General features: G+C 34.1%; 14 protein-coding genes. 4 read left to right on the forward strand and 10 right to left on the reverse strand.

The features are described from left to right. The first annotated feature begins 134 nt into the window (after positions 1-134). On the forward strand, positions 135-1,535 hold the full coding sequence (locus tag AC3IS5_RS11485; RefSeq protein ID WP_489424538.1) for a sigma-54 interaction domain-containing protein: 1,401 nt from the start codon (positions 135-137) through the stop codon (positions 1,533-1,535). Positions 1,536-1,795: 260 nt separating this feature from the next. Here AC3IS5_RS11485 and AC3IS5_RS11490 read toward each other — a convergent pair whose 3' ends face one another. Then, positions 1,796-2,101, reverse strand: a complete 306-nt coding sequence (locus tag AC3IS5_RS11490; protein WP_489424539.1) for a hypothetical protein — start codon at positions 2,099-2,101, stop codon at positions 1,796-1,798. Positions 2,102-2,557: 456 nt separating this feature from the next. On the opposite strand from AC3IS5_RS11490, the gene AC3IS5_RS11495 reads away from it, so the two are divergent. Continuing rightward, complete coding sequence (locus tag AC3IS5_RS11495; protein ID WP_489424540.1) at positions 2,558-3,166, forward strand: hypothetical protein; 609 nt, start codon at positions 2,558-2,560, stop codon at positions 3,164-3,166. 246 nt (positions 3,167-3,412) lie between these two features. Here AC3IS5_RS11495 and AC3IS5_RS11500 read toward each other — a convergent pair whose 3' ends face one another. Further along, positions 3,413-4,450 carry a hypothetical protein gene (locus tag AC3IS5_RS11500; protein WP_489424541.1) on the reverse strand — a complete coding sequence of 346 codons (1,038 nt, stop codon included), beginning with the start codon at positions 4,448-4,450 and terminating at the stop codon, positions 3,413-3,415. Positions 4,451-4,779: 329 nt separating this feature from the next. Between AC3IS5_RS11500 and AC3IS5_RS11505 the strand changes: the two genes are divergently transcribed. Further along, complete coding sequence (locus tag AC3IS5_RS11505) at positions 4,780-5,694, forward strand: PucR family transcriptional regulator (protein WP_489424542.1); 915 nt, start codon at positions 4,780-4,782, stop codon at positions 5,692-5,694. Positions 5,695-5,792: 98 nt separating this feature from the next. After that, the gene (locus AC3IS5_RS11510) at positions 5,793-6,890 is read left to right on the forward strand and encodes an ABC transporter ATP-binding protein (RefSeq protein ID WP_489424543.1); all 1,098 of its coding nucleotides are present in this window, start codon (positions 5,793-5,795) and stop codon (positions 6,888-6,890) included. A gap of 40 nt (positions 6,891-6,930) precedes the next feature. Here AC3IS5_RS11510 and AC3IS5_RS11515 read toward each other — a convergent pair whose 3' ends face one another. The 8 genes from AC3IS5_RS11515 to AC3IS5_RS11550 all read right to left on the reverse strand — a co-directional run bounded on the left by AC3IS5_RS11515 (position 6,931) and on the right by AC3IS5_RS11550 (position 15,067). Beyond that, positions 6,931-7,824, reverse strand: a complete 894-nt coding sequence (locus tag AC3IS5_RS11515; protein ID WP_489424544.1) for an ROK family protein — start codon at positions 7,822-7,824, stop codon at positions 6,931-6,933. 17 nt (positions 7,825-7,841) lie between these two features. After that, the gene (locus tag AC3IS5_RS11520) at positions 7,842-8,858 is read right to left on the reverse strand and encodes an SIS domain-containing protein (RefSeq protein ID WP_489424545.1); all 1,017 of its coding nucleotides are present in this window, start codon (positions 8,856-8,858) and stop codon (positions 7,842-7,844) included. Positions 8,859-8,874: 16 nt separating this feature from the next. Next, positions 8,875-9,804 carry a 1-phosphofructokinase gene (gene pfkB / locus AC3IS5_RS11525; protein ID WP_489424546.1) on the reverse strand — a complete coding sequence of 310 codons (930 nt, stop codon included), beginning with the start codon at positions 9,802-9,804 and terminating at the stop codon, positions 8,875-8,877. Continuing rightward, on the reverse strand, positions 9,801-10,643 hold the full coding sequence (locus AC3IS5_RS11530) for a class II fructose-bisphosphate aldolase (protein ID WP_489424547.1): 843 nt from the start codon (positions 10,641-10,643) through the stop codon (positions 9,801-9,803). Before AC3IS5_RS11530 ends, pfkB begins: the two co-directional genes overlap by 4 nt. A gap of 75 nt (positions 10,644-10,718) precedes the next feature. Then, entirely contained in the window at positions 10,719-11,450 is a 732-nt protein-coding gene (locus AC3IS5_RS11535; protein ID WP_489424548.1) for a GntR family transcriptional regulator, read from the reverse strand. A 65-nt stretch (positions 11,451-11,515) separates the two neighbouring features. Beyond that, positions 11,516-12,709 (reverse strand): N-acetylglucosamine-6-phosphate deacetylase, encoded by a 1,194-nt coding sequence (nagA, locus tag AC3IS5_RS11540; RefSeq protein WP_489424549.1) that lies wholly within the window; start codon positions 12,707-12,709, stop codon positions 11,516-11,518. Beyond that, positions 12,706-13,380 (reverse strand): YesL family protein, encoded by a 675-nt coding sequence (locus tag AC3IS5_RS11545; protein WP_489427869.1) that lies wholly within the window; start codon positions 13,378-13,380, stop codon positions 12,706-12,708. Before AC3IS5_RS11545 ends, nagA begins: the two co-directional genes overlap by 4 nt. Positions 13,381-13,450: 70 nt before the next feature. Then, complete coding sequence (locus AC3IS5_RS11550; RefSeq protein WP_489424550.1) at positions 13,451-15,067, reverse strand: extracellular solute-binding protein; 1,617 nt, start codon at positions 15,065-15,067, stop codon at positions 13,451-13,453. Positions 15,068-15,084: the final 17 nt, after the last annotated feature.

Below are 15,084 nucleotides of genomic sequence, written 5' to 3' on the forward strand. Positions count from 1 at the left end.
TTGCTAGCTATTACCACAAAAAATGATTTAAAATTAAATTAATTTTGAGTTTTCTGATTAATAATTTGATAAAAAGCTAAATATTGATTAAGATTTAAATTAAAACTATCTATTTTTAAAAGGAGTTATCATTCTTGGATATATTTACGGAAGTCATCCTAAATAATATTATAGAAACATCAAACAACAATATTACAATCATCAATAATAGTGGAATAATCATACAATCTAATTCTGAGCATTGGGCGATATATGGGATGAAACCAGGTACATATATAGGGACTTCGATTTATGATCTCGAAAAAGAAGGTCTACTAACACCTTCAATCGGTGCCATTGTCTTAAATGAGAAAAAGAAAAAGACTATTTTGCAACATACAAAAACAAACCGTATTGTCATGTCTACTGGTTATCCAATTTTCGATAAAGAAGGAGAAATCAGCTATGTCATCAGCTATAGTCAAGATCAAACAGAAATTTGGAACTTACAACAGCAATACGAAAAACTAGAGCGAAGAGTTAAAGGATATCAAACAGAAGTTGAGGATTTAAGGGAAAATGACATCCGGCAAAATGGTATTATTTCACGTAGTACTGCTACGCAGCACATATTAAAAACGATTTATCATATCGCCAAAACCGATGCTACCGTTTTATTTCTAGGTCCTTCTGGTGTGGGGAAAAGTACATTTGCACGTATTTTACATCAAAATAGCAATCGTCAAAAAGAACCATTTATAGAAGTTAATTGCAGTACAATACCAGAGAGTTTGTTTGAATCTGAGATTTTCGGCTACGAGTCAGGAGCCTTTACTGGTGCACTAAAACAAGGCTCAGAAGGGTTAATTGAACAGGCAGATGGAGGCACATTATTTTTAGATGAGATTGGAGAGCTACCGCTTTCTATGCAAGCAAAGCTATTAAAAGTATTACAAGAAAAGAAAATAAAGAGAATCGGAGGTAAAAAGGAGCGGACAATTAATTTCCGGCTAATCACTGCAACTAACCAGAATTTAGAAGAGATGATGCATGAAGGTCTATTTCGTTCAGATTTATATTACCGTTTAAACGTTATTCCGCTACAAATCCCCTCTCTTTTGCAACGGAAAGAAGATATATCGCTTTTGATAAAAGAATATACAAAGAAAATGAATACAACTTACAATATAAATAAAAGGATTCACCCTTCAACTTATGATGTTCTTATAAACTATGAATGGCCTGGTAACATTCGGGAATTAGAAAATCTAATTGAGCGTCTCATTCTTACGATTGAAGAAGATATTATTTACCCTGCTCATTTACCCGCTAACTTCGATGTTTTCATGAGGGCAACTAGTAGTTCTTCACCTTTCAAAGAAAAGCAAGAAATAGAAGAAACTTGTAATCTAAAACAAGCATTAGAAGACATTGAACTTCAAATACTTTCAAAAGCCTATCAAAAATGTAAAACTACCTACGAAATGGCTGAATATCTTGGCATTAGTCAGCCTACTGTGATTTATAAACTTAAAAAATACAAGAAATTTTTGTGAATCTATATGTTACTTTAGAATTAAAAGTATTATTTCAAATTACTCATTTTAAATAGGAGATTATATAGATCTAATCTACCTGTGCAAATATCATTTAATATTGAAATCATCTAGACACAAGCAACGAAAAAAACTAATAAACTTAAGATATAAGTTAATTAGTCTTTCTGGAGTTAATATAGATGTATGGACACATTGAAGTTAAGTCCTTATCCTAGAAATTAAGAGAGGACGTGTCCATTTTTCTTTCTTAAACTTAGTTACATACATGGTGCCATTTGAGTAATTAAACTAAAAGATGTTAAATACAATGTTGCTAATGTATCACTTCCGCTCATTGAGAAGAATGCACAAATTAATAATAACAATACAACAAATGATTTGGCTGAATATGATTTATTTTTATCTGAGATATTTGGGTTAATAGGTTCAACGATAATAGTTATGATCATAGTGGCTGCAGACATTAACATCATCGATCTAGGAACTAATGTTGCTAATAAACCTGTCGCACCAATAATAACTACATACCAATGATCAAAAGTCTTCATTAATAACTCTAACAACGCATACTCTCCATTTTTAACCCTGGTAGCTCTATAATTGAAGTAAATACACAAACAAGACCATCATTGCGTAAACAGGTAACAAAACAGCATTGAGTCTAAATTCTTTTGTCTTTATAGAAGCATACATTGTCGGAGCATTATGTGACCACAAGTTCTATATTATTAGTAAATCACTTAATTAGTTCCCTTGTGTGCATGAAACTAATATGTGTTTTATTTACTACGTATACTAGTGCCAATCTACAACAAATTCACGACATCTAGCACATTTTTACTCCCTAAATATGACTGAGACGGATCCCCATCATATATTTTCGATATAAATATAGTATAAAAGGAAATTATTATATACATAAACTTCGAAATAGTATAATGTATAGCTAAAAAGTAAAGCATGTTAATTATTTTATTTTCATACAAATAATACATGACATAAAATTGGAGGACTTTAAAGTGCCTAGTATTGATAAAGTAATTGAAATACAAGAAAGTATATCACAAGCCGATTCAGCATTCATATTAATCCCTGCCGAACTGTTATGGATAATAATCGGTATTTATTCCCTAATGGATTTAATAAAAAATAAAAAAACAATTTCTTCTACCGGCTTTTTAATGAGAGGCCTTTTCTTTTTTTTCACACTATCATTAGTAGTATTTTCATCTATTAATATAATGAAAGCTGATTTTTCAATGAATGAAAAACAATGGAAAGATGATTATCTAGGGCCATACATGAATGCATTACCAGAAAACAAAACATATGTACAAGATTTTACACAAATATTAGAAATACATAAAAATCACAACAAAAAAATTAAATCAATCTATTTACACAATAAAGTTAAACCTATTTGGGTTGAATTAGATGTACTAGATAAAAATAACGCTTCTAAAACAATATCTGTTCAGACTATTATTAAAAAAGAACCAATTGAAGAACCTTATTTAACATATAAATCAATAAATAAAAACATCTCTAAAGAATTTACGAAACATGCATATTACGAAACAATTTTACATATACCCGAGGAATATAAAGTTTTAGCTCCTGTAAATTAATAAATGGAATGTACTACCATATGTAGTTTCTAGTTCCTTTTACTAAATGATTCATGGGATATGTCTTTATTAATGTATCCTTTTTGTCAAAGAAAAAAGCGTTTGTATCCTGTTTAGAGATACAAACGTTTTTTTATAAATTCAAGTAAATGAATTCCTGTTCAAGAGCTTTAAAGATGTGTATAGAAACTAACATTATCAATACATCCTACATAGTAAATCCTCTAAATAATTTCAATTCATCTGTTAAAACCCAACCTCATACAACCGATTACCTTGTATATACTGAATTTTTTTAGCATTCATTTTTACTTGATGAATATAAACAATGCTATTTGTTCGTTTAATCAACTTAGTCTTCCTTATTTTACTATCATACATTTTCACGCCTTCTTTATCTGTATAAAAAATGCGTTGTGAAGAATAGTCGATATACTGATTGCCTTCATAAATATTAATATTAGGCACCTTAATATTTCTTCCTGTATTCGTGTCTAAATAATAATACCTACCATCTCTACCACTATAATAAATGAGAACATCATTTATCGTAACACCGAAACTTCTAGCCTCAAAACCAATAGCGTTATATAAGTAATCAATCGATTTATATTTTTTTACATTTTCTGCATCTTGTTGCATTGAATACAAACTACCTTTTTTCGTGTAATAAATACTCCCCGACTGCATCCAAAAACTATCTACCAATCTCTTCAAAGTCTTTTTCTTTTTTGATTTCAGATCATATACAATTAAATCGTATTCCTTCATGGACTGTTTATTATAAGTAACATAAAACAAATTAGAACCCTCTATTTTATAAGGAGTGACAGTATTCGATGGTATATAATCTTTTATCACACGTTTTTTATTCCCGTTAGCTGTCATTTCATATAACTTTAGAGCGTATCCTCCTGCTGGTCCATAAATACTTTCAGTTCGATAGACAGGCGTTGGGAGGTAGAGTTTAGATCCGACTTTTTGCAATTTATATATCGAACAATCAAAATCATAAATTGGGTCACCAGATTTTGACGATAGTTTATACTGAGCTGTCAAATCCTTTAATCCGAGTGATTTCTTCACCTTTTTATTAGTATTATAACGAGTAAACTTAACAACCATTTTTGCTTTGCCATTTGGTTTTGCATAATACATCCCTTTGGAAACATTTTCACTATCCTTTGAAATATAATATTCATTTGTAGCTGCCAACATTTCTACTGGTGTAAGAAACACTATGGATGCTATAAACATTAAGAAACTAAGCATAACCTTCTTCAAATACTCTCTCCCCTTCCTATAAAACCAATATCTATTGACTTTTGTTTAAAATTATTAGATCGATAAAATTACGATAATATGCTTCTTTCTCAATGCTAAATTCGTCATTTTTAATACACTCCTAGCCTTAATAATAGGTATGCTTAATTATAAATAAAAATAACTATTATTTATCTTTCAAATATTTTAACTGTTCAGTTATGTCAAATAGAGTTCTGTGATTTATAATAGGAAATAGGAATGTTTACTTTAGATTTGCATTTCCTAATATCAAATTACTTTACTATAAATATAGGCTGTAATAGCTTCAGGACAGGAGATTACATAAAATGTCAACCAACTTAGCAGCTCTTTTTCCTTCTATCAATCTACTAAGCGAATGTCCCGTCAATATTAAGGAAAATGTTCATGTATTCCATAATGAATTCAACAAGACTTGGATGACCGTCGACAGAAAAGAATTAACAGCTCGTGATTATGCTTTGTTAACTTCACTTTTTAAAGAGATTAAACCTACTCTATTTAGTAATGATGCTATCTCAGAAAAATGGATTCAATTTTTATTACAAAGTGGTCCTTCTCCTTTAAAAGAGGATTGTAATATTCGTATTATCCAACTTCATTTTAAAGCTGATGACATATTAAACTCCGATTTGAATCAAGCTGTTCAAGCATATTTTAATGATGCTATGCAACTTATTTTTATTTCTACACATGAAGCCGTCCTTATTGAACAGAAAGCTTCTTATATACATACTTTTGATGATTTCTCTTCTTTTATCGTTGCACTTGAAAGTGATTTTTTCTTAAAGGTCAAGATGTATATCGGAAAATTCCATTCGACAGTTACACCCTTTTCTAGTCATTTTATAAAAGAAAAAGAATGGTTTAATAAAGGCCTTGAAAGAAATCAAACTGAACAAATCTATACGATGGAAAAGACTTTCCCTATTAATCTAATTGAACAAATGTCTGACGATATGAAACAGATGATCCGGATAGAAGTATTAGAGCCAATTGAATATGATATGGAGTTACTTCAAACAGTTCAGCTTTTTTTTGAGAATGGATTTAATGCTTCAGTTACTGCTAAAGAATTACATGTGCATAGAAATACACTCCAATATCGCCTTACAAAGTTCCAAGATATTACTGGTATCTCTGTACGGTATTTTGATGGAGCGCTTGTTTCATATTGTGCAAGTTTGATAGCTAGTGAAGATGAAGACAATGAGCACAATTAACATGTCAGAAAATTGTGCACATTATACATATGATGTTTCGCCTATGATTGTTAAACTTTAATATATAAAGAGATATTGATATTAAAGGGGTGCTTAATATGGAGAAAATGGTTCTTGAAGATATTTTTAAAGTTTATGATGACGGAAGTACAGCAGTTTCTAATTTCAATTTGCGTGTCCAAGATGAGGAGTTTATCGTTCTTGTAGGTCCTTCTGGATGTGGGAAATCGACAACACTTCGTATGATTGCAGGACTTGAAGAGATTTCTGAAGGGGAATTTAGCATTGATGGAAAACCTATGAATAATGTTCCTCCAAAAGAACGCGATATCGCAATGGTGTTCCAAAACTATGCACTATATCCTCATATGAGTGTATATGACAATATGGCGTTCGGCTTAAAGCTTAGAAAATTCTCAAAAGCAGAAATTGAGAAACGTGTGAAAAATGCAGCGAGTATTCTTGATTTAGAGCCCTACTTAGATCGTAAACCAAAAGCATTATCAGGTGGACAACGACAACGTGTTGCACTAGGTCGCGCAATCGTTCGTGATGCAAAAGTATTCTTAATGGATGAACCGTTATCAAACTTGGATGCAAAATTGCGTGTTCAAATGCGTGCAGAAATTGCAAAATTACATAAGCGTTTGAAAACGACAACAATCTATGTAACACATGACCAAACTGAAGCGATGACAATGGCTTCACGCCTTGTAGTTATGAAAGACGGTCTAATTCAACAAATTGGTACACCAAAAGATGTATATGAGAATCCCGAAAACGTATTTGTAGGCGGCTTTATTGGATCACCTGCAATGAACTTTTTTGAAGGCACAATCGATAGTGGTTACTTCAAAGCTGGAAGTATCTTATTGAAAATCCCTCAAGAACAACTAGCAATCTTAAATAGCCAAGGCTATAACGGTAAAGAAATTATTCTCGGTGTTAGACCTGAACATATTTCTGAAGATCCATTAGTACTAGCTCGACATACTGAGTCTACAGTTGAGGCAAATATTGAAGTATCTGAATTAACTGGTGCAGAATTGATGGTCTACTCTGCTCTCGAGGGTCAACAATATATTGCTCGATTATCTTCTGATTCACTAATCCAACCAGGTCAAAAAATTAAACTTGCATTCGATCTTTCAAAAAGTAATTTCTTTGATAAAGAAACTAAGAGTCGCATTAGATAACAAAAACCCCCACCCAGTAATCTGGATGGGGGTTAATTTTTTATCTTTTTTCTTCTATTATTGTTGAGGCAACACCACGTAATACGGCTTCACCTTTATATACGCTAGCTTCGATACGCTCTTCTTTGCCTTTTAATAATGGATGGCTAAGGTACTTTCTGACCTCATTCTTAACTGCTTTGATCAGCTCTGGATGATGATTGAAAACACCACCGCCTAGAACGATACAATGCGGATCTAAAAAGACCATAATTTGATGTACTTCTTTAGCTAACGATGTAACTGCCTCGTTTATGATAGAGGCTGTTGCCTCGTCACCTTGATAATATAATTCCATCATTTCATGTAATTTCAACGTAGGATTATTAAAATGTTCTCGCCCTTTTGATTCCAATGCAGGACCAGAAACTAGAGGTTCAAGCGTTGTCTCTGGGTTGTCTGTTAGGCTAAATCCTATTTCCCCTGCCATTCCAGCTCCTCTTAAAAACTCGCCTCTGTGAATCGAACAACAAGAAATGCCAGTACTCAGTGTCACATAAACCATAGACTCTTTAGAAAATCCTCGGTTCGTATATTCTCCCCAAGTAGCCATATACACATCATTGTCTATTTTAATCTGAGTTTCTGGAAACTCAATAGCTAGTCTATCTGCTAATGGGAAGTCTCTCCAAGGTAGATTATTTTGAAAAACTGCTATCCCTTTTTCAGAGTCTACAATTCCGGGAATTCCCAATGCAATTCCCATAACATCGTCCATGTACACACATGAATTCACTAGTAGATTCTTAAAAGAATCTACTAGTGAATGGAATAGTTTTTCGCCGTCATGTTTTTCACTTGGTATTACGATTTCTTCCACCACTGTCCCGTCTTTGCGAAACAAAGCTGTAGCAAGTTTAGTGCCTCCAACATCGGCTGCTAAAATGTATTCCATCTTCATTCACCATCCAATTACGCCAATTTAACAACTTGAGTAAGGTTACGAGGCTTATCTGGATTATATCCAAGATGAATCGCACGTTGATACGCAAGCAATTGCAGATAAGGAACATAAATTCCATGTCTATTTAAATCGCTAATTTCATCAGTCAATTTAATAATATGGTCCGCTTCAAAACCTTCAGGTGTTGTACCAATAGTAAGTACACAGCCACCCAGTTTTTGAATATCTCTAACTAGTGCTTGATCATAATCAGCTGTTTCTAGTTGAGTCATCAAGATTACAACTGTAGTTTCATCTACTATTGAAATAGGACCGTGTCTAAATTCTAAATTAGAATAGCTTTCACATTCTGTTTGCGTCATCTCTTTTAATTTTAGTGTTGCCTCTTTCGCTATACCGTTATATGAACCAGATCCTAAGAAGATAATGCGAGTTTTAGTAAGATCCTCAGCAACAACTTTTGTTAAGTCTTCATTTGTTAACGCATCTGCAACTAATTGTGGTATTTGTTTTAACTCATTTAAATTGTGTGTTGAATTTGCTTGTGTTGCTGCAAATACTTGTAGACCGTACAACATATTTGAGAATGATTGAGTCATTACGACGCTTTTTTCAGAAATATGGTCAAGTGCGATCACTTTATCTGCTGCAGTTGCCATCGGCGTATCACCGTTACATGTAATTGCCATTGTGCTAAGGTCAGCATGGCCTTTTAAATGATCAAGTGCAATAAGTATTTCTGAAGTAGTTCCTGATCTTGAAATTGCAACGATAAGATATTTTTTCCCAGGTACTATACATGAAGATGTATGAAGGAATAATTCAGATGCAGGGATTGCTGAAGCAAATACGCCTGTCACCGTTTGGAAATATTTAGCTGCAGAAGCTGCAATGTAATATGATGTTCCGCATCCTGTAAATAAGACTTGATCTACATTTCCGATTTCAAGATTTAAATTTTCTACAATTTCAAGAGTCTTTTGAAGTTGTTCGCCTTGACCAGTTATTTCTTTATAAGTATACATATTTCTTTTCCCCAATCTATAATTTTATAATTGTAATTTGTGCCATTAATTCTTCAACTTGTTGCGAATCAATGAAACCAATTTTGCTATACATCGCGTTGACTGAACCACATGCTAATGCTCTTTTATATGCTATTAAAGGTTCTTCATCATTAGCTAATCCATATAACAATCCACCTACAAAGGCATCTCCACTTCCTACTGTGTTAACGACCTCTACTTTTGGTGCATCTGCTTTGAAATAACCATCTTGATTGACAAAAATCGCACCTTTTTCTCCTAAACTAAAACAAACATGCTCAACTCCATCATCTACAAAGCGTTTTCCTACATCAAGTAGATCAGTTTCATTTACAGTTGCTTTATCGAGAATTGTCGCAATTTCAAATTCATTCGGCTTAATAGCAAAAGGTTTTGCTTTAATGCCATTTTGCAAAGCATCTCCACTTGAATCAAGAATCACTTTTGCTCCGTTTGAATTGATAATATCAATAAGTTCAGCATACGCCGTTGTTGGTAAGCCTTTCGGTAAACTGCCTGATAATGCAAACCACTTCACATTCTTAGATTGCTCATCTATCCAACTAAGCATGGATTGCCATTCTTGCTTTGTAATCTCTGGACCACTCTCAAGTAATTCTGTTACTTTACTTTTCTTTGAATCTAGCACTGTTAAGCAGACACGGCTTTCACCCTCTACTTGAATCAATTCACTTGGAATACTTTTCTTCAAAAGTAACTGACGAATTCTCTCACCATTAATACCACCTGCAAACCCACCGACAGTAACGTCAGCTCCAGAACGCTTCAGAACCTTTGCAACATTAATCCCTTTACCGCCCGCTTCTTGAATTATGGTTGAAACTCGATTCGTACCTCCAACAGCTAACGAATCAACTTCATACACCTGATCGATTGCTGCATTTAACGTGATAGTTGTTATCATTTTTGTAGAGTAACAATCTTTGTTTTTACTAATTCAATAAGCGCTTCACGTGCAGGCATGAAATATTTGCGTGGGTCGTTTTCATTAGGATTTTCTTTAAAAAATGCTCGAACTTCTTCAGCGAACATGTCTTTCAATTCAGTTGAGAAGTTCACTTTTGCAACACCATAATCTAATGCTTTTTTTAGACTAGCATCTGGTACACCCGATGCTCCGTGCATTACTAGAGGGATATTTGTTAATTTTTGAATTTCTTCTAGTAAATCAAATTGTAACTTTGGCTCTTTTTTATAATTTCCGTGTGCTGTTCCAAATGCAGGGGCAAATGAATAGATTCCAGTTTCTCGTACAAATCGTTCAGCAATTACCGGATCAGTGAAAAATGCTTTAGACTCTTCAAGTTCAAGATCATCCTCTACACCACCAATTGTTCCTAGTTCCGCTTCTACTGGCACATTGATAGCATCTGCTGCAGCCGTTACTTTACGAACAAGCGCAATATTTTCTTCTAATGGAAGTCTTGAGCCATCGATCATAATAGATGTATATCCTGCGCGTAAGCATTCCATCACAATATCAAATGATTCACCATGGTCAAGATGAAGTGCTACTGGTACTTTTGCTTGTTCGGCAGCTGCTTTTGCCATTGCAATCATATATGGCATTTCTACATATTTATATGTGCTTGCAGTAGTTTGCAGAATAACTGGTGAACCTGTTGCTTCAGCGCCTGCAATTACTGCTTTAATAATTTCTAAATTGTGTGCACCGAATGCACCGATTGCATAATGATTATCGTAAGCGTCTTTTAACATTTCTTTCGTTGTAACTAATGACATAATTTCTTCCTCCTATTAGATGGGTTGTTGGGTTAACTTTAATTATTTAAAAACTCATAGAAAATTCTATGAGTATTAATGAAGCTCAGTGTAAAATCTACATCGATCACCACGTACAATTGAAATACAAAATTCTACTGGGCGATTATTCGTATCATAAGCTGTTCGTTCCAATAGTAAAGCAGGCTTACCGACTTCTGTCTCTAGAAGTACACTTTCTTCCTCTCGAATCAGAACAGGTTCAAAAGCCTCTTTAGCTCGAACAACTATCACGTTATAACGTTCAGCCAATAAATCATAAAGGGAAAACGTGCCAACTTCATGTAAAACAGACATATCTTGAATAACTGACTTAGGCATAAATGATGATTCAAGAATGATAGGCTCATCTTCTGCACAGCGTAATCGTTTTATTTCAACGACCATTTCACCTTCTGGAAGCTGTAGTCCTTGCCTTACAGTCGCTGATGGCTCGACTTCCTTCACTTCAAGCACATGGTCTTTTGGATGTAGGCCTTGTTCTTGTAAAACTCGACTAAAACTATAAAAACCACCTAGTGATTGTTCAAATTTAGGTTTCGAAACAAAAGTTCCTTTTCCTTGTACACGATACAATGTGCCTTCTTGAACTAATTCTTCAATCGCTTTTTTCGCTGTGTTTCTACTTACTTGGAACAACTCCATTAAACGATTTTCAGAATCAATTTTATCACCTGGCTTCCATTCACCTCCTCTAATGCGCGCATCTAAACGTTGCTTTAGTTGATGATATAATGGAATAATACTTTTTTGATCTAACGGTTTCATACGTTACTCATCCTCTTCTTACTTCTTCATAAATTCAATATATCATCATTTCATAAAGATTGACATTATTTGAATGCATCTTTCTGTTGAAAAGCAACTGATCCTCTACAAATTGTCAATTCCACTGCACCATTTTCTCCTAGAACTACGATATCAGCATCTTTTCCAACTTGAATAGATCCTTTTCGATCGTATACACCTAGGCGTTTAGCCTGATTAGCAGAAGTGACCTGTAGTTGTTCGTGAATAGTAAGCCCTAGCCATTTTATGAGATTCAGTCGTGCATTATTCATCGTGACGATACTACCTGCGAGTGATCCTGTAGAAGTTAAAATGCATTTACCATCATTAACCGTCACCTTTTGACCACCTAAATCATAAACCCCATCGGACATTCCCTTTGCTCGAATTCCGTCTGTAATAACGAGCAATCTATGAAGCCCTTTCATCTTTACAACCATTTTCAATAAGTCTGGATGAAAATGAATGCCATCGGGGATGACTTCAACAAAAACATCATCATTTAAAAGTGCACTTCCTACGACACCTGGATCTCGATGATGCAATCCTCTCATTCCATTAAAGAGATGCGTAGCATGCTCAACTCCATGTTCTATAGCTTGCAAACATTCATCATACGAACCATCTGTATGCCCCATTGATGGAATAACATCGTTACTTTTAAGTTCCTTAAGCAACTCAAATTGGTTATCTAATTCAGGAGCAAATGTTAAAACTTTAATATTGTCTCCAGATATCGTTTGCCATTCTTTAAACAAACTAACATTAGGCACTAGAATAGCACCTTCCGGTTGAGCCCCTTTTTGTTCCTTATTAATAAATGGACCCTCAACATGAATACCTAACATCTCTGCCACACCTGAAAGATTATTATCTTTCATATAGCTTGCAAGATTTTCAATAACCTCATTTATATGTAATATTGGATTTGTCATCGTTGTTGCAAGGAAAGAAGTTGTTCCCTCTTTGGCAAGTGCATGGGCTATTTCTTCAAAAGATTCATTAGTCGAATCCATAAAATCATATCCGGCAGCACCATGTATATGCATATCGATCATACCTGGAATAACATATTGTTTTCCGGTACAATCAAACACTTGGTCCACATCGCTATATAGCGGACAATCTACCATTTCTCCAACTGACTCAATCTTTTCCCCTTTTATATAAACAAAACCATTTTGAACAATTGTTTTTTCAAGAACAACTGTTGCGTTAATTAATATTATATTTTTCATGATATAGTACCTTCTTCAAATTGCTGTTTAGTATTTTTATCTTCTTTCTGTATAGAACCATCCGATTCGCCTTTTATCTTGAAAATTTGGGATGACATCCATGTGAGAAATAGTATCGTTACACTTATTCCAAAAAACGGCAGTAGACCTGGTATGAATAAGAAAATTCGATACAACACATAGAGACCGATAATAGAACCAAGCATTTGGAGTGGAAATGAGATACTTAATAGAAGAGATGTCGAAAAATAACGAGAGAATGGTAGGTCGTAATGCGCAAACACTTGGAATATATTCATTACCATTACAGCATACAAAATCGTAATCATGACAATCAACGTCAACATGAATAAACTATAACTACCACTCATATTTAAGACAATTTTCAAATTGATTATTAAAAAATAACCAATACCAATCAAAATAACACCAATCTTATTTGAGTTAATAAACTCTTCTTTATATACTTTCCAATAATTTTTTATAAGTGTTTTTAAATCATCCTGACCATGTAATCTTTTTCTCATGATCGAAAATAATCCTACAGTAGCTGGTGATATACCAAAAATAATTAGACCTAGTATAGTTAATCCAATCCACATTAGTTGCAGCACAGCTAGCATCGTCACAAATTCTACAAACCAATAGAGCTTCCCTTTCCATCCGTTCATGTTCAATTATACTACCTCCCTTAAAGGGTAAAACTCATACAAGGAGAACCTTGTATGAGCAATTTTAAATTTACTTTTCACTTTTAGTGCGATCATATGCTGCTTGAGCCGTTTTAAGATAATCTTGTAATCCCATTTTATCAAGAGTCTTCTTGTAGTCATCCCACTTACTGAAGTCTTGTTTACCAGTAATGAAGCCTGCAGTCATTTCATCAATGTATGTCTGAACATCTGTCATAATTGCACTAACTTTATCATTTTCTTCAAGAGTATAGTTCAGTCCTGGAAGAATTTTATCATGTGGTATCGTGTATGGTTTTGCTTTCTTAGCATTTAGTGCAGATGGTTCTTTACCTTCAGCACCTTGGAAGAATTTTTGTCTAACCATTCCAGGGTAATATCCTCCTGGCCAAGTTAAATATTCACTAATTGCTTGGTCTAGATTTTTTCCATCAGGATTATCTGTAATCGTATCTAAATACTTGAAGTTACCATCCTTATCTTCTTCATACGTAACGCCCTCAAAGCCCATAAAGAACATCTTCGAACCTTCTTCACCATAGAAGTAGTCCATCCAGCGAACCATTGCTTCAGGGTTTTTCGCTTTATCAGTTATAACAAACATGCCTAAGTTTCCAAGTCCATTTGTAACTGCGTTGTAAGCACGTTCTCCAGTAGGTCCTTCAAGAACAGGCACACCTACGTATCCATCAAGTTTTAGTAATTCTTTTGGATCAACATCGCCTAATAAACCAACATTACCTTTAGACGCTTCCGCATGAAACACTTGTGGTTCTACTGTGAAAACATCTTGGTTTATTAAACCTTCTGTATAAAGCTTGTTTAAGAATTTAAGCAATTCCTTGTATTCATCAGTAGCTGGAACAAAGCGGAATTCTTCAGTACCTTCTTTAAAGTCAAGGTTTTTGTTCATAACCCCTTGTTTATTCAAACCAAACGATCCGCGTAAATAGTCGGTGTACATGTTAATACCGTATCCACTACCCCATGGAATTTCATCAGCTTTTCCATTACCATTTGGATCTTTTTCTTTGAATGCTTTCAATACTTTGTATAATTCTTCTGTAGTCTCTGGCTCTTTTAGTCCCAATTTGTTCAACCAATCTTCTCTAATCCAAGGTGTCCCTAAAGTCATTGCTTCGAATTTCGGATCATAAAATGTAGGGAAACCATAAATATTTCCATCTGCCATCGTAATACCTTGTTTTACTGATGGATACTCTTCTAAAATCTTTTTAAAATTTGGTGCATATTCATCGATATAGTCATTTATTGGAAGAAAGACACCTTGCTGTCCATATTTAATTAAATCTGTTTTTGGAAAAGCCGAAGCAAAAAATACTTCTGGATAGTCTCCTGATGCAAGCATTAAATTTCGCTTTTCTACTAACCCCTCAACTTGAGTGGTTTTCCAGTTCACATCAACATTCGTCATTTTCTCATATTCATCCCAAAGCATTAGTTTGTTCCAATCTTGCGAAGCAAAGAATTTTGCTCCAAAGCCTTCAACTTCGATTTTCTCTTTTACTATGGGCATTCCTGTTTTATTAACATCGTCCGCTTTTTCGCTTTTTCCAGTAGACCCTTCATCACTAGAACAAGCACCTAAAATACTAGATGTTAGTAATAGACTTGTTACAATACCAGCAAAATATCTCTTCTTCAATACAATCTCCCCCTCGT

The organism is Viridibacillus sp. KH_047, from assembly GCF_057838945.1.